Origin of the sequence: Limosilactobacillus sp. (assembly GCF_022651205.1) — a bacterium.
Taxonomy (GTDB): domain Bacteria; phylum Bacillota; class Bacilli; order Lactobacillales; family Lactobacillaceae; genus Limosilactobacillus.
Genome location: NZ_JALCQI010000026.1, coordinates 1 through 22049 on the forward strand (window position 1 = coordinate 1; position 22049 = coordinate 22049).

General features: G+C 40.3%; 20 protein-coding genes. 3 read left to right on the forward strand and 17 right to left on the reverse strand.

Features of this window, described 5'->3' with window-relative positions; genetic code table 11:
* The 16 genes from LKJ51_RS05985 to rpsU form a co-directional block, all read right to left on the reverse strand.
* Positions 1 to 174, reverse strand: a 174-nt coding sequence (locus LKJ51_RS05985) for a tRNA (adenine(22)-N(1))-methyltransferase TrmK (RefSeq protein ID WP_291980174.1), incomplete at its 3' end; no start/stop codon positions are given.
* Positions 175 to 292: 118 nt separating this feature from the next.
* On the reverse strand, positions 293 to 1477 hold the full coding sequence (locus LKJ51_RS05990; RefSeq protein WP_291979529.1) for an aminotransferase class I/II-fold pyridoxal phosphate-dependent enzyme: 1185 nt from the start codon (positions 1475 to 1477) through the stop codon (positions 293 to 295).
* Positions 1478 to 1747: 270 nt separating this feature from the next.
* On the reverse strand, positions 1748 to 2890 hold the full coding sequence (gene rpoD / locus LKJ51_RS05995) for an RNA polymerase sigma factor RpoD (protein ID WP_102168665.1): 1143 nt from the start codon (positions 2888 to 2890) through the stop codon (positions 1748 to 1750).
* 1 nt (position 2891) lies between these two features.
* Positions 2892 to 4772 (reverse strand): DNA primase, encoded by a 1881-nt coding sequence (gene dnaG / locus LKJ51_RS06000; protein ID WP_291979531.1) that lies wholly within the window; start codon positions 4770 to 4772, stop codon positions 2892 to 2894.
* A 142-nt stretch (positions 4773 to 4914) separates the two neighbouring features.
* Positions 4915 to 6990 carry a glycine--tRNA ligase subunit beta gene (glyS, locus tag LKJ51_RS06005; RefSeq protein WP_291979532.1) on the reverse strand — a complete coding sequence of 692 codons (2076 nt, stop codon included), beginning with the start codon at positions 6988 to 6990 and terminating at the stop codon, positions 4915 to 4917.
* Position 6991: 1 nt separating this feature from the next.
* Positions 6992 to 7987, reverse strand: a complete 996-nt coding sequence (gene glyQ, locus LKJ51_RS06010; RefSeq protein WP_291979533.1) for a glycine--tRNA ligase subunit alpha — start codon at positions 7985 to 7987, stop codon at positions 6992 to 6994.
* Between the two features lie 285 nt (positions 7988 to 8272).
* A complete protein-coding gene (gene recO / locus LKJ51_RS06015) occupies positions 8273 to 9043 on the reverse strand; it encodes a DNA repair protein RecO (RefSeq protein WP_291979534.1) in 771 nt (256 codons plus the stop codon).
* Positions 9044 to 9060: 17 nt separating this feature from the next.
* Entirely contained in the window at positions 9061 to 9966 is a 906-nt protein-coding gene (era, locus tag LKJ51_RS06020) for a GTPase Era (RefSeq protein WP_291979535.1), read from the reverse strand.
* Between the two features lie 12 nt (positions 9967 to 9978).
* Entirely contained in the window at positions 9979 to 10377 is a 399-nt protein-coding gene (locus LKJ51_RS06025) for a diacylglycerol kinase family protein (protein WP_291980166.1), read from the reverse strand.
* Positions 10361 to 10840: an rRNA maturation RNase YbeY gene (ybeY, locus tag LKJ51_RS06030; protein ID WP_291980167.1), complete on the reverse strand. Its 480-nt coding sequence runs from the start codon at positions 10838 to 10840 to the stop codon at positions 10361 to 10363. The genes LKJ51_RS06025 and ybeY overlap by 17 nt, the downstream gene beginning before the upstream one ends.
* A 2-nt stretch (positions 10841 to 10842) precedes the next feature.
* Positions 10843 to 11883: a PhoH family protein gene (locus LKJ51_RS06035; protein WP_291979538.1), complete on the reverse strand. Its 1041-nt coding sequence runs from the start codon at positions 11881 to 11883 to the stop codon at positions 10843 to 10845.
* Between the two features lie 160 nt (positions 11884 to 12043).
* Entirely contained in the window at positions 12044 to 13426 is a 1383-nt protein-coding gene (gene argH / locus LKJ51_RS06040) for an argininosuccinate lyase (RefSeq protein ID WP_291979539.1), read from the reverse strand.
* Positions 13416 to 14669 carry an argininosuccinate synthase gene (locus tag LKJ51_RS06045; protein WP_291980168.1) on the reverse strand — a complete coding sequence of 418 codons (1254 nt, stop codon included), beginning with the start codon at positions 14667 to 14669 and terminating at the stop codon, positions 13416 to 13418. Before LKJ51_RS06045 ends, argH begins: the two co-directional genes overlap by 11 nt.
* 201 nt (positions 14670 to 14870) lie before the next feature.
* On the reverse strand, positions 14871 to 15845 hold the full coding sequence (bsh, locus tag LKJ51_RS06050) for a choloylglycine hydrolase (protein ID WP_291980169.1): 975 nt from the start codon (positions 15843 to 15845) through the stop codon (positions 14871 to 14873).
* Between the two features lie 61 nt (positions 15846 to 15906).
* Complete coding sequence (locus tag LKJ51_RS06055) at positions 15907 to 16353, reverse strand: GatB/YqeY domain-containing protein (RefSeq protein ID WP_291980171.1); 447 nt, start codon at positions 16351 to 16353, stop codon at positions 15907 to 15909.
* Between the two features lie 62 nt (positions 16354 to 16415).
* Complete coding sequence (gene rpsU, locus LKJ51_RS06060; protein WP_003716981.1) at positions 16416 to 16604, reverse strand: 30S ribosomal protein S21; 189 nt, start codon at positions 16602 to 16604, stop codon at positions 16416 to 16418.
* A 317-nt stretch (positions 16605 to 16921) separates the two neighbouring features.
* Between rpsU and LKJ51_RS06065 the strand changes: the two genes are divergently transcribed.
* Positions 16922 to 18427 carry an ABC transporter substrate-binding protein/permease gene (locus tag LKJ51_RS06065; protein ID WP_291980172.1) on the forward strand — a complete coding sequence of 502 codons (1506 nt, stop codon included), beginning with the start codon at positions 16922 to 16924 and terminating at the stop codon, positions 18425 to 18427.
* Positions 18417 to 19160, forward strand: coding sequence for an amino acid ABC transporter ATP-binding protein (locus LKJ51_RS06070; protein ID WP_291978754.1), 744 nt, complete (start codon positions 18417 to 18419; stop codon positions 19158 to 19160). Before LKJ51_RS06065 ends, LKJ51_RS06070 begins: the two co-directional genes overlap by 11 nt.
* A 72-nt stretch (positions 19161 to 19232) precedes the next feature.
* On the opposite strand, the gene aspS is transcribed toward LKJ51_RS06070, so the two are convergent.
* Positions 19233 to 21020 carry an aspartate--tRNA ligase gene (gene aspS / locus LKJ51_RS06075; RefSeq protein ID WP_291978755.1) on the reverse strand — a complete coding sequence of 596 codons (1788 nt, stop codon included), beginning with the start codon at positions 21018 to 21020 and terminating at the stop codon, positions 19233 to 19235.
* Between the two features lie 372 nt (positions 21021 to 21392).
* On the opposite strand from aspS, the gene LKJ51_RS06080 reads away from it, so the two are divergent.
* Positions 21393 to 22049: fructosamine kinase family protein (locus tag LKJ51_RS06080; RefSeq protein ID WP_291980173.1), on the forward strand; the 657-nt coding region annotated here is incomplete at its 3' end.

The window sequence follows — 22049 nt, forward strand, 5'->3', positions numbered from 1 at the left end:
ATTTTCATATGGTCCTTTTACCACCTCGCCAGCAACAGCATACTCAATTTGCTTTTGCAATGCTAATGCTGCCGGTAAGTACCCATGATCCGATCCAATATCAGCTACACGCGCACCTTGGGGAACAAATTTGGCAACTGTTTTTAAACGATGGGACAAGTTTTGTGCATCCACTCTACCATTTCCTCTCAAGAATTCTTTATACATTAAGTATAGCAAATGTTTAACAAAAGAGGAGGATAACAATGAAGTCATCTCTGACCAACTGTCATCCTCCGCCAAACTATTTTACTTAGTTTAATTCTTTTACAAACTTGCCAATTCGGTTAAGTGCTTCGTGAAGATCTTCGTCAGATGAAGCATATGAAAGACGGACATAACCTTCACCACCGGCACCAAAGGCACTTCCGGGAGTCACCCCAACCTTTGCCTTATGTGCCAACTCGGTAGCAAATTTAACGTCGTCCTTACCAAAAGCTTCTGGGATCTTGGCGAAAATGTAAAATGCCCCTTCTGGTGTTGACATTTCAAAGCCAAGGTCACGTAATCCAGCTGTTACAAAATCACGTCGCTTTTCGTATATCTTTTTGAATTCAACTGGATCGTTTTGACCATTATTAAGGGCTTCAACAGCTGCCGCTTGGACATTATCGGTAACGGTTGTTACAAGAAAGGCATGCATTTTACCGATACTTGCCATAATTTCCTTTGGCCCCGCAACATACCCTAACCGGTATCCTGTCATCGCATGAGACTTAGATAAACCAGAAATAAAGATTGTTCGTTCTGGAATCATCGAGGTTACTGAATAGTGCTTAACACCATAAACAAGATCACTATAAATTTCATCAGCAATTGCAAATAAGTGGTGTTTTTCAATTACCTTAGCTAAACCAGCCAGGGTTTCTTGAGGGTATTCACGACCAGTAGGGTTACTTGGGTAATTCAAAAGGACCGCACGTGCACCATGTCCTTCTTTCTGCAATACTTCTTCAAGTCTTTCTGGAGTTAAAACAAAGCCATCAGCAGAAGTATCAACCTGAATTGGGGTTGCTCCGGTCATTGCTACTAGTGGGAAGTAAAGTGCAAATACTGGAGTAGGAATAATCACCTTATCACCAGTATTTAATAGTGAAAACAGACTGGCTGCCAATGCCTCTGTTGCACCAACGGTTACCACAATTTCACTTTCCGGATCATAGTTAACACCACGGGTCCGTTTAATATAATTAGAGATTGCTTCTAGTAGTTCTGGTTTCCCCATTTGTGGTGCATAATGAGAATCATTATCTTGAATGCTCTTGATTGCGGCTTGCTTAACGTGTTCAGGGGTATTCATATCTGGTTCACCAAGGGTTAACTTAATGATTCCAGGAATATTTGAAACTGAACGGTCAAACGCCCGGATCCCAGACGGTGACGTTGCAGCTAATTTATGGTTAATAGTACCGATTAAGTCTGATGACAACTTTGGCATTAATAGTTCCTCCTTGTTAGCAGTTGAACATTATAAAGATAATTAAGTTAAAGTCCTAAAAACTTAAACAAGTTAAGTGTACTGTGCTAGTTACCCTAAAGTCAAGTTAGTTTTAATCTTTTTCTTAGAAAAATTTAATTTAGTAAGTACCAGCTTAAAAATGGTTAATAAAATAAAGCAATTCTCCGATTAGGGATAGTTAGCCATTCTTCTAAAAAGGTTTAAAAAACAAAAAGGGACCGGTTCCCCAGACCCAATTATTAACTTTCACTATTCAAGGAAATCCTTCAACTGTTTTGAACGAGATGGGTGGCGCAACTTCCGCAATGCTTTTGCTTCAATTTGCCGAATCCGTTCACGAGTAACACCAAAGACTTTTCCAACTTCTTCAAGTGTTCTGGTCCGACCGTCATCAAGACCAAAACGAAGCCGAAGGACATTCTCTTCCCGATCGGTTAATGTATCAAGGACATTTTCTAGCTGCTTCTTCATCATTTCATAGGCAGCGTGATCAGCAGGACTGGTAGCATCCTGATCCTCAATAAAGTCACCCAAGTGTGAATCGTCCTCTTCACCAATTGGTGTTTCAAGAGAAACCGGTTCTTGAGCAATTTTAAGAATATTTCTAACCTTTTCGGTTGGCATATCCATTTCTGCACCAATTTCTTCTGGTAATGGTTCACGACCCAGATCTTGTAGAAGTTGACGTTGAATCCGGATCAACTTGTTAATCGTTTCGACCATATGAACTGGAATCCGAATTGTCCGTGCCTGATCGGCAATTGCCCGTGTGATTGCCTGACGAATCCACCATGTAGCATAGGTTGAGAACTTAAATCCACGCCGGTAATCAAACTTTTCAACAGCCTTCATTAATCCCATGTTACCCTCTTGGATCAAATCAAGAAACTGCATTCCACGACCAACATACCGTTTAGCAATGGAAACAACCAACCGTAAGTTAGCTTCAGCAAGTTCTTGCTTGGCCTCTTCATCCCCTTGCTCAATTCGAAGTGCTAGTGCAACTTCTTCGTCAGCACTCAACAGGTTAACACGACCAATTTCCTTTAGGTACATCCGAACAGGATCATTAATCTTAACCCCTGTAGGCGCAGACGTATCCTTCATGGCTTTTTGGGATAGTTTCTCGGTTGCTTTTAATGCTCGTGGATCTGGATCACCATTTTCGTCCACGACACTAATCCCAGAATCCTCAACGTTTTGAAGTAAATTATCAATCCCATCAGCATTTAACTCGAATGGCTTAGCAACAAGCTCTGTTAAATCATCATACTTAATATGCTTCCGCTTCTTGTAAGTACGAATTAATTTACCAACAGCGGTATCATACTTTTTTTGATCGAAGTTATCACTATTTGAAATGACGATTTCTTTCTTTTTACTTTTTGCCATATTAATTGGTCTCCTCCGCTTTTAATTCTTGTTGCTTTTTTAAAAGTTCTATCAGCTTAGTCGTTAATTGGGTTGTCAATTCACTATTGTTCAACGAACTAGCTTCCCTAATTTGCGACTGTAATTCCTTAATCTTTTGTGACAATGGAATCTGTTCCTGAATCAACTGGATACAATCATCAATTAACCGCATATCGACGACATCTTCAACATTTAATTGCTCAATCTGACCTAAAGTTGAACGTAATGCATCCTCCTTAAGGTAATCCATTAATCCAGCAGTGGAATATTCTCCATGCTCAGAAAAATAACTCTCCGCTAATAAGTATAACGTTTGATAGCGCTCATGTGCAAAGTGAAAATTATTAATTGCCACTACATGACTCCAGACTTCCTGATCATGCAGCATATACCTTAACAATAGCTGTTCAGCTAATTCAGTTCGGTTAACCGTTGGCCGTTGTTGAAGCTCTGGAGCTGGTACCGTCTCTTTTGAGAAATCATCGTTTTGTGAGAATTGCACAGCTTGCGGTTGCTGCTTGCGTATTCCTAATTGGCGACGAATATCATTCAGCTGGCTCTTTAACGTCCCCTTATCAAGCTCAAATTCCTTAGAAAGCTTGGTCAAGTACATATCCTGCTCTAACGAGGACGGTAGTGTTGCTAGTAATTTTAACGATTGATCTAAATATGAGATTAATTCATTCTGATTACTAAGATTCTTATTTGTCCGGTAAAAGCGTAAATAAAAATCAACAGGTGTCTCTTCCTGATCCGTCAAATATTTAACAAACTTATCAGCACCATTTTGCTGAACATATTCATCCGGGTCAATCCCTGCTGGTAATTGAACGACCCGTAATTGCATTCCGCGCGGCTGATGATCCCGAAAAAGAGTAGCTGCTCTATCAATGGCATTTTGCCCTGCCGAATCGCCATCATAACAAACATCAACCTGTTTAACCGCACGTCCAAGGATTGCTACCTGTTCCTCGGTTAAGCTAGTTCCCATCGAAGCAACCCCATTTTTGACTCCCGCACTATAAGCAGAAATGACATCCATGAATCCTTCAAAAAGATAAATTTTTGATGTCTTTCGTGCTTCTTTACGAGCAACATCAAAGTTAAAGAGTGTCCGCCGCTTATTAAAGATTGGCGTTTCAGGACTATTTAAATACTTCGGCGTATCAGCAGGAACCTTACCAATTACCCGACCAGAAAAACCAATCACCCGTCCATTCTGGTTACGCAAAGGGTACATTACTCGATCAACAAATCGATCATGAAGCTCTCCAGTGCCATCTTCAACAAATAGTCCAGACTTTCGTAGTAACTGATAATCATCAATTTTTTGCTTCAAAAATGGTTTCAAAACCCGCTGTTCTGGGGCAAAGCCAAGTCCAAAATCATTGATTAGCTTATCAGTCATTCCCCGACCTTTTAAGTATTTTAACGCCTGAGCACCAGCTGGGGTATTCAAAAGAATATGGTGATAAAGTTTTGTTGCTTCCTCATGCATCAGCATTAATTTGCCATTAGGGGTATTGTTCTCTTGGCGAAGGTTTCTCTGATCATCATTAAGATATTGAGACGGCAAATCAACATTGGCCATTTGTGCAACCTCAGCAACCGCCTCCGTGAACGGAATATGCTTTAACTCCATTAAAAATTGGAATACATTACCGCCGCGTCCACAACCAAAACAATAGAAGAATTGCTTCTGAACATTCACGTTAAAAGAAGGGGTCTGTTCCTCATGAAATGGACAAAGGCCAACAAATCCCTTCCCCGATTGGTGGAGTTGAACATAATGACCGATAACATCACTAATATCCACAGAATTCCGAACTTGATCGATAACCGCTGATGGTATTCTTGCCATTAGTCACTCACACCCCCCATTATACTAGGACAGCTACGAAAGGCCGCAACCTCATCGGAATGCGACCTCCATAACTATTTAGCTAAAATTAACTACTATCTATGATACCACAACTCGTCAACAATACAATTAAAAGAACTTATTATTTAACGATCAATTTATCTAGGTTCCCGATTAAGTATGTTTGGCGTGCAATGATACCTAATTGAGCTAAACGATTATTCTTGATCTTCTCGTCCTTATCCATGATCATGTTTTCTTCAAAGTATTCGCTAATAATTGGTGCTAATGAACGAAGAGCGCTGAAATTCTCATCAACCGTTCTTTGTGCTGCATTGGCAGTCATTTCATTTACAGCATCATACAGTTTTTGCTCTGATGGATTCTGGAACAGGCTAGGATCAACCGTTACAGTTGAATCCCCATTCCCCTTCTTGGCAATCCGTAATACCCGGGTTAACGCTTCAATCACACTCTTAAAGTTTTCATCATTGTGATGACTCTTAATCGAGCTTGCAGCGTCAAGAACGTCTTCAATATCGTCAGCTTGAGTATCAGTAACCGCATCAATCACATCATGCTTGATATGCTGACCACTTAGCAATTGATGGATTCGGTCCATGAAGAATGAACGAACTTGTGCTGCATTCTTACTAATATCAATTTCAACATTAAGGTTAGCCTTATCAAACGCCTTAATAATTTCAGGCTGGATATTCAGTAATGGCAAGTGCCAATTCCGAGCAGCAACAATCCGCACAATACCAAATGCCTGCCGCCGTAATGCGTAAGGATCGTTTGAACCACTTGGAATCACGTCAACTGCAAAGAAGCTCATAATACTGTCAAGCTTATCGGCAATTGCTAGAGCGGCACCAATCTTACTTTCTGGTAATGCCCCTTCAGCTGATATTGGCATATAGTGTTCCCGAATTGCTTGGGCAACATCAGCCTTTTCACCAAAAAGCTTAGCATAGATTTCACCCATTACACCTTGTAATTCAGCAAACTCGCCGACCATCTGGGTTGTTAAGTCAAACTTATAAATATGAGCTGCACGATCAAGGTCAGCTAATTCTTCATCACTAAAGTTCAAGCGCTTACCAAGGACACTAGCAATCACAGCAACACGTTGCATTTTATCATACATTGAACTGATCTTATCATGGAAGCTAACCCGCTTCAGCCGTTCAACATATTCATCAATAGTAATCTTTTGGTCTTCTTCATAGAAGAACTTTGCATCTTCAAGCCGAGGAACCAAGACTCGTTCGTTTCCTTTAACCACGTTTTCCAGGTAATCCTTGTTACCGTTTCGAACGGCAATAAAGTTTGGCAAGAGCTTTCCTTCGTGATCACGAAGGTAGAAGAAACGCTGATTATCTTTCATTGAGGTAATCAAAACGGCATCGGGAAGGACAAGATATTTCTTATCAAACGAGCCAGCAAATGCGGTTGGCCATTCGACCAGGTTGTTAACTTCTTCTAGAAGGTCTGGATCCTTATCAATCACCCAATCATTATCTGAAACAATCCTGTCAATCTGATCCTCAATTACCTGCTTACGCTTTGTCTGATCAGCAATAACGAAATCATTGTGTAAGGCATCTTCATAATCAGTTGCCTGCTTTAATTCAAACTCATGACCAAGAAAACGGTGACCACGGGTAGTCCGGCCGGCTTCAACATCGAGGATCTTAAAAGGTACTACTTGATCATTCAGTAAGGAAACTAACCACCGAATTGGTCGAATAAATTGAAGGTTATTGTATCCCCACTTCATTAACGTTGGGAAAGTCATTGAAGTAATTACATCCGGTAAGCCCTTAAGAACTTCAGCAACCGGTTTACCAGCAATATGCTTCTCAACAAAGACGTATTCAACACCCTTGACATCCTTAAACTCAATGTCATCTACCGTAGCACCTTGGCCACGAGTAAAACCGATTGCGGCCTTTGTCCAGTTTCCATCAGCATCTTGAGCAATCTTCTTTGCGGGTCCCTTAACCGACTCGTCAATATCAGGTTGCTTATCACTTAAACCGTGAATCAAAAGTGCTAACCGCCGTGGGGTTGCAAATTCTTGAATATCATCAAAAGAAATCCGTTGGTCCTTTAGATATTCGATTACCCGTTGGTGTAACTGTTTTATACTTGGCGTTACCACATGGGCAGGCATTTCTTCAACGCCAACTTCTAATAAGTATGAATTAGCCATTTTACTTATCCCCCTTTTGAGCTTTCTTTGCCTTCTTAGCGGCCTGCTTAGCTGCTCGCTGTTTAGCCTTTTCTGCTTTCTTGGTATATTCGTCTAATGTCTTTTGACGAAGTTTTTCATCATGGATCAGAGGGAAGCCCCGCTTACGCCGTTCTTCAACGAAAGCCTTAGCAATTGACTTCGCCATAATTCGAATTCGGTGAAGGTAGCCAGCACGTTCTGTAACGGAAACCGCACCCCGGGCATCTAACAGGTTAAAAGTATGACTACATTTAAGAACATAGTCGTATGCAGGGTGAACTAGGCCTAGCTTAATCAATCGCTTAGCTTCTGTTTCATAATTATTAAATGCTTCTAATAGCATATCTTGGTTGCTTTCTTCAAATGCATACTTTGAATGTTCGTATTCGGGTTCCTTAAAAATGTCACCATAAAGGACCCCATCAGCCCATTCAAGATCATAAACAGAGTCAACATTTTGAATGTATTCAGCTAACCGTTCAAGCCCATAAGTAACTTCCGAAGCTACAGGGTTCATTGGCAGTTCACCAACTACTTGGAAGTAAGTAAATTGAGTAACTTCCATTCCGTCAAGCCAGATTTCCCAACCAACACCGGCACAACCCATTGAAGGATTCTCCCAGTTATCTTCAACGAACCGAATATCATGTTCCAGTGGATCGATTCCTAATTCGCGCAAACTACCTAAGTAGAGTTCCTGAATGTTGTCAGGAGATGGCTTCATAATTACTTGGAATTGGTGGTGTTGGTACAGCCGGTTAGGGTTCTCACCGTACCGACCATCGGCAGGCCGCCGTGAAGGTTCAACATAAGCGGCATTCCATGGTTCAGGACCAATTGCCCGTAAGAACGTGTAAGGACTCATTGTCCCAGCACCCTTCTCGTTATCATAGGCCTGCATCAACATACAGCCTTGCTTTGCCCAGTACTTTTCAAGTGTAAATATAATATCTTGAACACTTAACTTATCAGACATATAGACTCTTCCTTTCAAAAAATCCCTGTAGAAACTAGTCTAAGACCAATTTCTACAGGGACGAGTTAATTCGCGGTTCCACCCTGCTTTTTTGTATTACTACAAAACAGCTTAGTTAATACAGCTGTTAAAGTGCCCAACCAACAACTTAATCCAGGGGCTCCCACCATCCCCCTGTCGCTTTGCATTAATCGTCACTAGTTTATTCTTTGTCATCGCTGTAAATATATTTTTATACGTGCTTAATGATAGATAAACATTTTCTAAATGTCAATTACCCAACTGTTATTTTTTTAATTTTTCTTCCCACTGTCCCATTTGCCGAATAAATCGTTTACTCTTTAAATTCAAACCAACTTCATTATCGTATAGTGAATCCAGGACAAATTGAAGCCGCCGTTTTGTCCCCGGATTAATTTTAATGGAATTAAGTTTTTGTAAATTTAATGTTGAAAAGCGTTGCAAATAATAGACAGAACGTTGGTCAAGGTGCATCCGTCGTTCATCAAGGTGCCAATGATACTTACAAAGCATTCCACCGTATTGCTCGGAAAAATCAAGTGAAGCATCATCACGACCACATATAACGCACCTGTCCCACGTTGGCGCTACACCAAAGCGGACCAATAACTGCGTTTCAATCACGTTTGTAATTACCTGTTCATCAAGACCACGATCAATTAGCTCAAGTGCCGCAGCAACTTGATCAAACCAACCACCAATCCCTTGGCCATCCTGAAAAGCACTATCAACCAATGCCAGAATATACGTAGAATAAGCATTTTTGCTAATATCGGTTTCAATATTCCGGTACTGGGCCGTGTCGCTCGCCGCATTAATGAAACTTAAGCCATTATCGGTCAAGGAACCTATATACTCACCATGAGTAAATGGTAATATATCCGCTGCCAACCGGAAGCCTCGTTTCTTGGCTCCCTTAACAAAAAACATTGCTGGGCCAATCTTATCGGTTAGAATCTTTACCAAAAGATCACGCTCACGGTAATCACGACGGAACATTATTATTCCCCTAAAATCAGTTGTAATCCGACTCACTGGGGTCATCCCTTCAATTAATAATCCTTATTTCGGTAACCATAATCCTTGAGCATTGCTGACTTATCCCGCCAACCAGGAACAACTTTTACCCATAGTTGGAGAAAAACCTTATCACCCAAGAGATGTTCAATATCCATTCGGGCTTTAGTACCAATTTTCTTGAGCATTTGTCCTTTTTTACCAATAATAATCCCCTTTTGGCCGGGACGCTCAACAATAATGTTGGCCGAAATATGGATATGTTCTTCATCCTCACGTTTTACCGAAGTAACGTCGATTGCAACCGAATGAGGAACCTCTTGTCTTGTTAATTCAAAGACCTTTTCCCTAATCATTTCCGCAATTACAAATCGTTCAGGGTGATCGCTAATCTGATCGCTTGGGTAATATTGGGGACCATTAGGTAAGGTCTCAACTAACTTGTTAATTAGCGGGTTAACGTTATTCCCCTGTAAAGCCGAGATCGGGTAGATTCCAGCAAATGGTAAGGCATCCTGATATTGAGCCGTAATAGCCGGCAAGTTATTTGGGTTCACCTGATCGATCTTATTAACCACCAGGAAGATCGGCTGCTTGACACTTTTTAGACGGTTAATAATAAAATCATCACCGGGACCCCGGTCTTCAGTAGCGGAAACAAGGTATAGTACCGCATCAACCTCGTCAAGCGCGGAAAGGGTCGACTTCTCCATAAAGTCCCCCAACTTAGTTTGTGGTTTATGGACTCCAGGAGTATCAATAAATACTATCTGGGCTTCATCAGTAGTGTAGATTCCTTGGATCTTATTCCGAGTAGTTTGGGCAACATTACTCATTATCGCTACTTTTTGACCAATAACATAGTTTAAAAATGTTGACTTGCCGACATTGGGACGGCCAATCAAAGCAACAAAACCAGACTTATAATTTGGATTATCCATTGTTTTTCCTTCCTAATAGCCTAATAATTTCATTATCTTTGGCAAAAAGATAATTAGGCCTACTAACACTGCAAAGATTGCCGTAATTAAAACTCCGCCAGCCGCGACATCCTTTGCCTTTTTGACGTTAATATCATAATGGTGTTCGCCAAGCAAGTCAGTAACTGCTTCCGTGACCGTGTTTAAAAATTCGGCCGAAAAAACCACTAAGATTGCTAAAAGAAGCCACAGCCATTCAAGACGGTCAACGCGTAATAAGAATCCACAAATAACGACAACCGTTGCTGCAAAAAGGTGGTAGCGCATATTACGCTCTTGAGAGATTACATCAACAATCCCATCCAAGGCATGCCGCACTGCCTGAATTAAGTGGTGATTTTTTTCAGTTTGGTGATTATCTCTTGAGGCCATACTGATCTAGTATCTCCCGTTGTAAACTAAACATCTTTTTCTCTTCTTCTGGTTGCTCATGGTCATAACCATTCAGGTGTAAGAAACCATGAATGGTTAAAAAACCAAGCTCACGTTCAAACGAGTGCCCCAGAAACTTTGCCTGCTCAGCAACCTTATCAACCGAAATAAAGAGATCGCCTAGGTTCACCGGAAATTCAGCTGCTAATTCTGGATCCATAATAATTGGGGTTTCATCATCAGATTCTTCAGCAGCAAAGCTCAAAACATCGGTAGCGCGATCCACATGTCGATACTGAGAATTCAATTCACGTATTTCTGGATTATTCATCAACGTAACTGAAATCTCTGTATTGTCAGCTAAATCAAGCTTCTTACCGGCAAAGTTCAATAAATCCTGAATTAACTTTTGGTGCTCATCACTAACTTTTTCTGCAGTTCGGTCATAAATCTCAATTTCCATAGTTAATCCTTATCCTTTTCCTCAGCAGCTTTCTTAACTGCCGCCTCTTTTTCTGCATCGCGCTTTTCCATTTGCTTAGTCGCGTTGTTTTCATAAGCATTAATAATTCGTGCAACAACTGGGTGACGAACAACATCCTCAGACGTAAAGCGAACGAACTTAATTGATTTAAGATCCTTTAAAATTCGCTGAGCACTAATTAAGCCACTCCGCGTTCCGTGAGGTAAATCAATTTGGGAAATATCTCCATTAACAACCATTTTTGAACCAAACCCAAGGCGGGTAAGGAACATCTTCATTTGAGCATTGGTTGTATTCTGTGCTTCATCAAGAATGACAAACGCCCCATCCAACGTTCGTCCACGCATATATGCTAATGGTGCAATTTCAATTACGTCACGTTCCATTAGCCGTTGGGTATGATCGGCACCTAGGATATCATTTAATGCGTCATAAATTGGCCGAAGGTATGGATCAATTTTTTCTTGAAGATCACCAGGAAGGAAGCCAAGACTTTCACCTGCTTCAACGGCTGGTCGGGTTAAAATAATTCTCTCTACTTCACCACGTTTTAAAGCAGCAACGGCCATTGCGACTCCCAAATATGTCTTCCCAGTACCAGCGGGGCCGATCCCGAAGGTAATATCATTATGCTTAATTGCATTGACATACTGCCGCTGACCAAAGTTCTTCACCCGGATAGATCTTCCCCGGCGATCCCGAATGATTGTCTCACTATAAAGATCGGCAAAGTAATTAAGTGTTCCCCGATGAGCCATCTTCATTGCACTAACAATATCAGTACTATGCAGACGAATTCCCTGTTCAGTCAAATCGGTAAGGGCATGCAATACATCTGCTGTCATTTTGACGTCTTCAGGCAGCCCCTTAATCCGAATGTTGTCACCAAAAGGATTAATGGTAACGTTCATCCCCTGCTCGTACAAAGAAACAAATTTATCCTGAACACCGAGTAAAGCAACTTCTAACTCTGGACTTGTAATTTGAAATGTTTGTTCAATTTCTTCGTTCTTTTCTACCAACTAAAATTTCTCCTCTAGTCAAATATAAGTAGATACTGAATATGATTATATCATAGCGATTCTGTTCTCGTTGATGTTTAATTCAGAACTTTTTATCTAATTTTAACCAAAAATGATAAACGGATCCTAACACTTATTCAAGTGCTAAGACCCGTTTAACTCATTCTTTTAAAATTGACTTTGCTACCTTAATTTGGTGGCGAACTTGGGCAAAACCAGTTCCACCTTCAGATTGGCGCCGTTCGACCGCTACCTTAGGTTTTAAGCATTCATAAACTGTTTCGTCAATTTGCGGATTAATTTTTTGATAGTCCGCTAATGGAATTTCGCCTAAACTTGTTCCAGTTTGAATCCCCTTAAGCACCAGTTCACCAACTATTTCATGTGCCTGACGGAAAGGAATCCCTTTTGTCGCAAGGTAGTCTGCTAACTCTGTTGCGTTAGAAAAGTCATGATGAGTCGCATGCTCCATCCGTGCCTTATGGACATGTAACGTCTTAATCATTCCCGCCATAATCTTAAGCGAAGGAATGATCGTTTTAACCGCATCAAAGAGTCCTTCTTTATCTTCTTGCATATCTTTATTATAAGCAAGCGGCAGTCCCTTCATGGTTGTCAAAAGGCCCATTAAATCGCCATAAACTCTACCAGTCTTCCCCCGGATTAACTCTGCCATATCAGGATTCTTCTTTTGGGGCATAATCGAGCTTCCCGTTGAATATTCATCGGCAAGTTCAATGTAGTTAAATTCATAACTACACCAGTAAATAATTTCTTCACACAACCGTGAAAGATGCATCATTAAAATACTAGCATTGCCTAAGAACTCCAGAACAAAGTCACGATCAGCAACCGCATCTAAAGAATTGTCGTACGGCTTATCAAATCCTAAAAGGCCACTGCTCATTAACCGATCAATCGGAAATGTGGTTCCCGCTAACGCAGCGGCACCAAGGGGAGAAATGCTCGTATGTTTTTTATTAAATTCAAATCGTTCAACGTCACGCTGAAACATTTGAAAATAAGCCATTAAATAGTGTCCATATGAAATTGGCTGTGCGTGTTGCATATGAGTATAGCCTGGCATGATTGTTTCGACATTTTCTTCAGCCTTGGTAACCAATTCACCTTGTAACTGTTTTAACGCCTCAGTTACCTTTGGCAGACGTTCATTAACGTAAAGGTGTAAGTCAGTTGCCACCTGATCATTCCGGCTTCGTCCAGTGTGGAGTTTCCCAGCAACGGGACCAATCTTTTTCGTTAGCAATGATTCAATATTCATATGAATATCTTCATTATCAACGGAAAAATTTAGTCCTTCCGTTTTTAATTGCTGGTCTAATTCTCGAAGTCCAGCAATTATTTGATCGGCATCGTCCTTTGGTAAAATCTTTGTCGCTCTTAACATTTTTACATGTGCTAGTGAACCTTGAATATCTTCAGCAGCCATTTCCTGATCAAACCCGATTGAAGCGCCAAAATGATTGACAAAGTCATCCCCTGCTTCTTCAAATCGACCGCCCCACATCCGTTTAATCGGCATTGACTGTCACACCTTTCTTTTCCTTATTAACACCTGTCTGTTCAGCAAGAGCTTTTTGTTGAACCTGAGCGTAAACCTTATCCGGAAGTTCCCAGAGCTTAATAAAGCCAGTTGCTGCTTCTTGATCAAATTCATCCGCTGAGGTGTACGTTGCCAAGTTCTTATCATAAAGAGAATTTGGTGATTTCCGTCCCTCACAGATAACGTTACCTTTAAATAACTTTACCCGGACAGTTCCATTAACAACACTTTGAGATTGGTCAATGAAAGCAACTAATGACTTCATCAGCGGTGAATACCAAAGACCATTATAAATAATTTCACTCATTTTTTGTTCAATAATTGGCTTAAAGTGAGCAACTTCACGTTCTTGGGTTAAGTCTTCAAGATCCTTATGAGCCGCCAGCAGAACAGTTGCAGCAGGACATTCATAAACTTCCCGTGACTTAATTCCCACTAATCGGTTTTCAACGTGATCAATCCGACCAATACCGTTACTTCCCGCAAGCTTGTCAAGTTTCATAATCAACTCATCAAGGGGCATTTTTTGACCGTCAATTGCTGTTGGCACCCCTTCTTCAAAACTAATTTGAATTGTTGTTGGTTCATCAGGTGCGTCCTCAATTGCCACTGTCCGGTCATAAGCATCGGCGGGAGCAGAAGTCCACGGGTCTTCAAGAATTCCACATTCATTTGCCCGTCCCCAAAGGTTTTCATCGATTGAATAGGGACTAGCCTTAGTGATCGGAACCGGAATACCGTGATCCTTGGCATATTGAATTTCTTCTTCCCGTGACCAATGCCAGTCACGAATTGGATCCTCAATTTTCATTTCAGGAGCTAGTGCATGAATACCAGCTTCAAAACGAACTTGGTCATTGCCCTTTCCAGTACAGCCATGGGCAATTGCGGTTGCGCCGTATTGGCGGGCGACAGCAACCAGTTTTTGAACGATTAATGGACGGGATAATGCTGAAACGAGTGGGTATTTTTGCTCATACATTGCATGGGCCTGAAGAGCGGGTAAAACAAATTGTTCCGCAAAGTCATATTTTGCATCGATCACAATCGACTTCCAAGCACCAACCTGTTCTCCCTTCTTTTGAATCGCCTCAAGATCCTTTCCTTCACCAACATCAATACAACATGCAATTACGTCATAGCCTTTATTTTTGAGCCAAGCAATTGCTACGGAAGTGTCTAAGCCACCTGAATACGCTAATACAATTTTCTCTTTTTCCATTTGATTATCCTCCATCCATTTGAGATTGCTAATAAATATACATCATATATTCGTTTAAAGCAACAATTATTTAAAATTGAGCATATTTTATGCATGTTTTATTATAATTAATGTATCAAACGACAAATAAAAAAGCCGCTAGTATGCTAATTGCACACTAACGGTCATCATCATGAAACAAATTTTACAAAGTCAAATAGACTAATTAAAGTTAATTACTTGTTTAGTTTGCAGAGGATAAGTTAATAAGTCACTACCATCAAGTCTACTTTGATCAAGCTTAATCGCGTTAATTTGATTATTTTCATACGTTGTGTAGTAGAAGGTTCCGGTGGTAAGATCAACTCCATCTGAATAAATAGTATATTCAAATGTATCTGGAGCAACTTCATCCAACCCCTTTTGCTGTTCAACAGCATGAAGAAGGTGGAAATAATTTGTTACGTTTTCCAGCTCATCTTTACCTTTAGGGGCATGTGCCTTAGTAAATGTTTCTTTAACAAAACGGCTTTCAGAATCCATTCCGCCTGGAAGCATATGAGTTCCTAATCCTCGACTGTACATAGTAAGGTTAACACCTGGCGCAAGAGTGTTCTGTGGTTCCGCAGGTGAAATACTTTGATAGTTACTGAGGTTTTCTAATTGTTGAGGGAACTCCGGATTATTTGTTAAGACACCTACTGGGTTATCGTAAACATTTAATCCCTTCTTCGTCGATTCCACTACAATTGAAGCACCGGATTTATCAGCAATTAGCCAATGAAGAGGTGATAGTGGGAACTTATCTGAAAATTTGATATTAACTAAATTCAAGTTTTTGACTAACTTCTTTGCTTCAGCAACATTTTTACATTGGCCAAGAATATACGGAATAAATTCAAACGGAGTAACGTTATCTTTTCCTGGATCTTCTGGAAAATAATAACACGGACCATTAAAATTCAAGCCAGCCATCCCTAATCCCATCTCATTAGCACCGTCAAAATAAAGCGGATATCCATCTTGAACGGTTGCCATTCCTGTGATGGCATAATGGTGACCAACTGACTTCATTTTACGAAACCTAAATTCATAGTCACGGGGAGTCACAACAACCTTTTGACCAAATGAAATCTCAAAATCTAAGTTACGACCAAAATAACTGTCACCAGCTGTATAAATAATTGACGTACACATAATATTAAGCCTCCTAAAAGGAGAATGCCATACTACCTACTCATCCGCAAACTTTTTGCAATTATTTGTTTAATTCACTCTTAACAGTTTGGTTAACCAATTTACCGTCTGCTTTACCCTTAACCTTAGGCATTACAGCACCCATTACCTTACCAAAGTCTTTCATACTAGAAGCACCAACCTGCTCAATAGTGTCAGCAACGATCTTTTTAACATCATCTGCTGATAATTGCTTAGGCATGTAATTCTCAACAATCTTCATTTCAGCTTCGGTCTTCTCTACAAGATCCTGACGACCTGCTTGCTTGAATTCTTCAAGAGATTCTTTACGTTGCTTATATTCACGCGCCATAACAGCAACTTCTTCATCAGGAGTTAGATCGTGACCCTGTTCAATCTGTTCATTTTGAACCGCAGCTTTTAACATTCGAACCACGCCCAAAGTCTCCTTATCACGACTCTTCATTGCAGAAACCATATCAGAAGTTAAGTCTTGTAATAAACTCATTATTATCTTCTCCTTTACAAATAAAAAAACTCCCACCGTTTGGAAAGGTAGGAGCATCGAAATTAGTAACGACGGCGCTTGTTCTTACGCTTCCGTGCCGCTTCAGATTTCAACTTACGTTTTACACTTGGCTTTTCGTAGAATTCACGCTTACGGTATTCTTGCAAAGTTCCGTTACGTGAAACTGTACGTTTAAAGCGTCGAAGAGCGTCATCCAAAGATTCATTCTTGCGAACGACTGTTTTTGACATGTTGATTCCCTCCCTCCGAGCTTAAAGTTACGTTTAGAACGGTATTCACCCGTTCTTTCACTACAAAGGCAATTGTAACCAATTAGCCCGTGGGTGTCAATATTACTTTCTAAATATTTAAGATAAATTTTCTTACTATACTATTAAGATTATTATTGCATTTTTTGTTGAAAACGTTTTTATTCATCATTAGTTGTATTATTCATATTTATTGAATAAAATGTACTATTTTTCAATTTTCTATTGCATATTTAATCATTTTAGCGTATATTACATACCAATGTAATTATTTTAAGAATTTGAAGGAGTTATTGATTATGAAATGTTTCAAACATTGGTTAATGCTGATAATCATTGCGTTTCCAATACTATGCGCACCAGTTTCAGCATTTGCCGCTGATAAAAGTAGCAGTTCAAGCTCTGCTACTGACGCTTCACAAGTAGCTGAAAATGCTTCACTACAAAGAATTAAACAAAAAGGAACCTTAGTTGTCGGCACAAGTGCCGACTATCCACCATATGAATTCACAACCAAGGAAAACGGTAAAACAAAGTACGTTGGTTTTGAAGTATCGCTTATGAGACAATTTGCCAAAGATATTGGTGTTAAATTAGTAATTAAAAACATGGACTTTGATTCACTTCTAGTCGCACTAGAAACCGGAAAGATTGATTGTATTGCCGGTGCGATGAATATTACTAATGAACGGAAAAAGAGCGTTGACTTTTCTAACGTTTACTACACTGGTGACAGTTACTTCTTAATCAATAAGAGTGACAAGGATAAACTGGTTAATGCCAAAAGCTTTAATGGTAAAACGGTTGGTGCTCAAAACGGGACTTTACAATCAACAATGATTTCTAAGGACATGCCACAAGCTAATGGTAAGGGGTTAGCAAAGCTCTCTTCATTAGTAATCGGTTTACAATCGCATAAGTATGATGGTGTATTAGTGGATGCAGCAACTGCCAAAGCATATGCATCTAATAATTCCAACCTTTACGCCTTTGACTCAAAGTTACCAGCTACTGCCGGTGGGATCGCCCTTGCCTTTCCAAAAGGTGACACTTCACTTGTAAATGCCGCTAACCAAACCATTAAAAAGGTCAATGACGAAAATTTGATTAATAAGAAGTGGCTCCCCGAATCTGCACAGTACATGAAGAGTTACAAAAAGCAAAACACCGTACTTAGCTACTGGCGTTACTTTGCAAAGGGTCTTGAATACACGTTGATTATTACTATCGTCTCAGTATTCTTTGGTTTTATTTTAGGAACCCTCTTTGCCCTCATGCGTCTCTCAAAGAACAAACTTCTGCACTCAATTGCGGTCTGCTACATTGAATTCTTACGGGGAACCCCAATGATGGTCCAAATCATGTTTGTTTACTTCGGTATTGGTGCAATTATTCAATCACTTCCTGCCCTATTAGCCGGGATCATTGCCGTGTCGTTAAACTCAGGAGCCTACGTTGCTGAAATTATTCGTTCCGGAATTCAATCCATCCCACTTGGGCAAACTGAAGCAGCTCGAAGCTTAGGAATGGATAAGAATAAGGCTTTCCGTTACGTAATTATGCCACAAGCACTGAAAAATATTTGGCCTGCTCTGGGGAACGAATTAATTACCTTGTTAAAGGACAGTTCATTAGTTTCTGTTATTGGTGTAACTGAATTAATGTTCCAAACACAATTAGTTCAATCTGCAACCTACAAAGGAGTTCTCCCACTATTCATTACTATGATGATCTACTTCATCTTAACGTTTACGCTTTCCAGAATCCTGCTTTACTTTGAAGGGAGAATGAAACATGTCCAATAATAAAATGATCGAAGTTCAAAATTTACAAAAAAAGTTTAAAAACAATACCGTCCTCAAAGATATCACCGAACACGTTGATAAAGGTCAGGTTATTTGTGTGATTGGTCCTTCTGGTGCTGGTAAAAGTACCTTTCTCCGCTGTCTAAATTGTCTTGAACAGCCAACTAGCGGCAAGGTATTTTTTGAGGGAAATGATTTAACTAAGATTACAGATAAGCAACTCAATCAATTGCGGGAAAAGATGGGAATGGTTTTCCAAGGATTTAACCTCTTCCCGAACATGAACGTGATTGAAAATATTAAATTAGCACCAATGAAGGTCAAAAACATCCCCGAAAAGGAAGCTGAAGAAACAGGGATGAAACTTCTAGAAAAGGTTGGTTTAGCAGAAAAGGCTAAACAATATCCTGACCAACTATCTGGTGGGCAAAAGCAGCGGGTAGCAATTGCCCGGGCCTTAGCGATGAACCCTGAAGTAATGCTCTTTGACGAACCGACAAGTGCTCTTGATCCGGAAATGGTTGATGAAGTGTTAACAGTAATGCATGACCTTGCTGATTCCGGAATGACAATGGTAGTTGTTACTCACGAAATGGGATTTGCTCATGAAGTAGCGGATCAAATTTGGTTCATGGCAGACGGTTACATTCAAGAAACCGGGAAGCCTGACGAGTTCTTTGCTCATCCAACTAGCGATCGTGCCAAGGAATTCTTAAAGAAGATTCTAAAATAAAATTAAAGAGCATAGCAATGAGGTTATTAGAAATCTCATTGTTATGCTCTTTTTATAGTCTTTGCTAATTGATTACTTATCTAACTTGTAGTCGACCTTATCGTCAAACTTAATCTTCAAATCATCAAGTTGTTGTTGGCTAACTTTCCCAGGAGCAGCAGTTAATGGTTCAACCGCCTTAGAATTCTTAGGGAATGGGATAACATCACGAATGTTATCTGCTTGGGCGAGTAACATTACCCACCGGTCTAATCCAAAGGCCAATCCACCTTCAGGAGGCATTCCCAGTGTCAATGCCTTCAGTAAGAACCCGAAGCGAGCTTCAGCACGTTCTTTAGTGTAACCAAGTGCTTTCAAGACTTTTTCTTGAACTTGTGGGTTATGGATACGGATGGATCCACCACCGATTTCTTGACCGTTCAAGATAATGTCATAGCTTTGGGCATGAGCCTTATGTGGATCTTCGCCATCGTCAAGATAGTGGAGATCTTCTTCGTTTAGCATCGTAAATGGGTGGTGAGCGGCAATCCATTTACCAAAGCCTTCGTCGTATTCAAACATTGGCCAGTTTACAACCCAAAGGTAATTCCACTGGTTAGGAGCGATCATATCTTGTTCCTTAGCAATGTCACGCCGTAAGTAACCGAGGGAATCGCAAACAACGTGGAATGAATCAGCAACGAAGAGGATTAAATCACCTGACTTGGCACCCATTTCTTCATTAATTGCATCAGCATAATCATTGATAAACTTAGCAATTGGTCCTGAGTAACCGTCGTCAGTTACCTTAACCCAAGCAAGGCCCTTTGCACCAAACCGCTTAATATATTCTTCCTTCTTTGAAATATCCTTCCGGGAGTATTTATCAGCACCACCTGGAACACAGATTGCCCGAACGAAATTCCCCTTAGCAACCGTTCCAGAGAAGACCTTGAATGAACTATCCTTAACAATGTCTGATAAGTCATGGATCAGCATGCCAAAACGAGTATCAGGCTTATCAGAACCATACTTATCCATTGATTCCTGCCATTCCATCCGTGGGAACGGTGTCTTAACATCAATTCCTAAGACTTCCTTCATGACCTTCTTAATTAATCCTTCAGTCATTGTTTGGATATCTTCAGGAGTAGCAAAACTCATTTCAGTATCAATCTGCGTAAATTCAGGTTGACGATCCCCACGCAAGTCTTCATCACGGAAACAACGAGCAAGCTGGTAATACTTATCAACACCAGCAGCCATCAATAATTGCTTAAATAATTGTGGTGACTGTGGTAAGGCATAGAAGTGTCCTGGATAAACCCGTGAAGGAACGATATAGTCACGAGCACCTTCTGGGGTTGAACGTGTTAAATCAGGTGTTTCAACATCCATAAATCCTTGACTATCATAGTAATGGTGAACAACAGAAGTAACCTTACTCCGGAGCATTAAGTTCTTCATCATTTCTGGACGACGGAGATCAAGGTAACGATACTTCATCCGCAAATCTTCGGTTGCGTCAACACCATCAGTAATGTCAAACGGCGTTGTTTCGGACTTTGCTAAAACCTTAATCTGATCAACCGCAACTTCAACCTTTCCGGTCTTCATGTCAGGGTTAATTTCTTTCTCTGCCCGTAATTGAACCTTTCCTTGAACCTCAAGGACATATTGGTTACGAACAGCATTAGCAACCTTAAATGCTTCAGAATTTTCTTTTTCATTAAAGACCAGTTGGACAATTCCTTCTCGATCCCACAAATCAATAAAAATTAAGCCACCAAGATTACGTCGTTTAGCAACCCATCCCTTAAGGACTACTTCTTGGCCGACTTGTTTTTCACTGGTATCCCCAGCGTAATTAGTTCTCTTCATCCTCTAATTACCTCTTTAACCATTCTAGATTGGTAGTATTAATTCTAATTTCCAATAAAAAAACACCCCTGCTATTCACAAGGGTGCTTCACTGCACGGTACCACCTTAGTATCACTCATAGATAACGTCGAACACCGACGGGGATTCCTCCCGGCCTCAAAAGTGTCAATTATTACCTCACTGTCATGGGCTTCCACCAGTTCCCACTCGCTATTGACCAAGGTGAATAAGCATTCTTTTTTCATTGGCTATTAGTATTAAAATTACATTCTTACAGTACCCGAGTTCAATTGAAATGTCAATAGGCATATAGTTCCATTGGCTTTCTGTCAGAAAAAGTTTAAAATGTAAACCAAGAGAAGGTGTTTACTTTGAATAGTCATCAATTAACCGATGCCTGGTTAGCTCAATTACCATTGAATAATATCACCAACTGTCAACCAGTCAGCGGTGGTGATATTAACCTTGCCTACCAAATTACTACTGCCAAGGAAACATATTTCGTTAAGGTCCAGCCTAATCATCCTGCTAAATATTTTGAACATGAATTGCTTGGACTCAAAGAAATTGGAAAAGTTGCCAATGTTCCTACTCCCATTGCTCATGGTGAGATTGATGGTGATGCCTACCTAATCCTCAATTGGTTAGACAACGGTTACGGAGATCAATACGCACTCGGTCAAGAAGTAGCTAAAATGCATCTCCAGAGAAGTGAAGAATTTGGTTTCATGGATAATCACCAAACAAAGGTACTAATTAAAAATAATCATTGGAATCCCAGTTGGCGTGATTTCTATATTAACCAGCGATTAAAGCCAGAGATTTCGGCCGCAATTAAAGAAAAACGTTGGAATAACTGGCGGCAAAAGCATTTTGACCGAATGGTTGCTAAGTTCGATAACTATTACTCACAGCATGATGTTCAGCCCAGTCTGCTTCATGGCGATCTCTGGGCCGGAAACTTTATGTTTAGTCAGAATCATCAACCATACCTAATCGACCCTGACTGTGTTTATGGCGATCGTGAA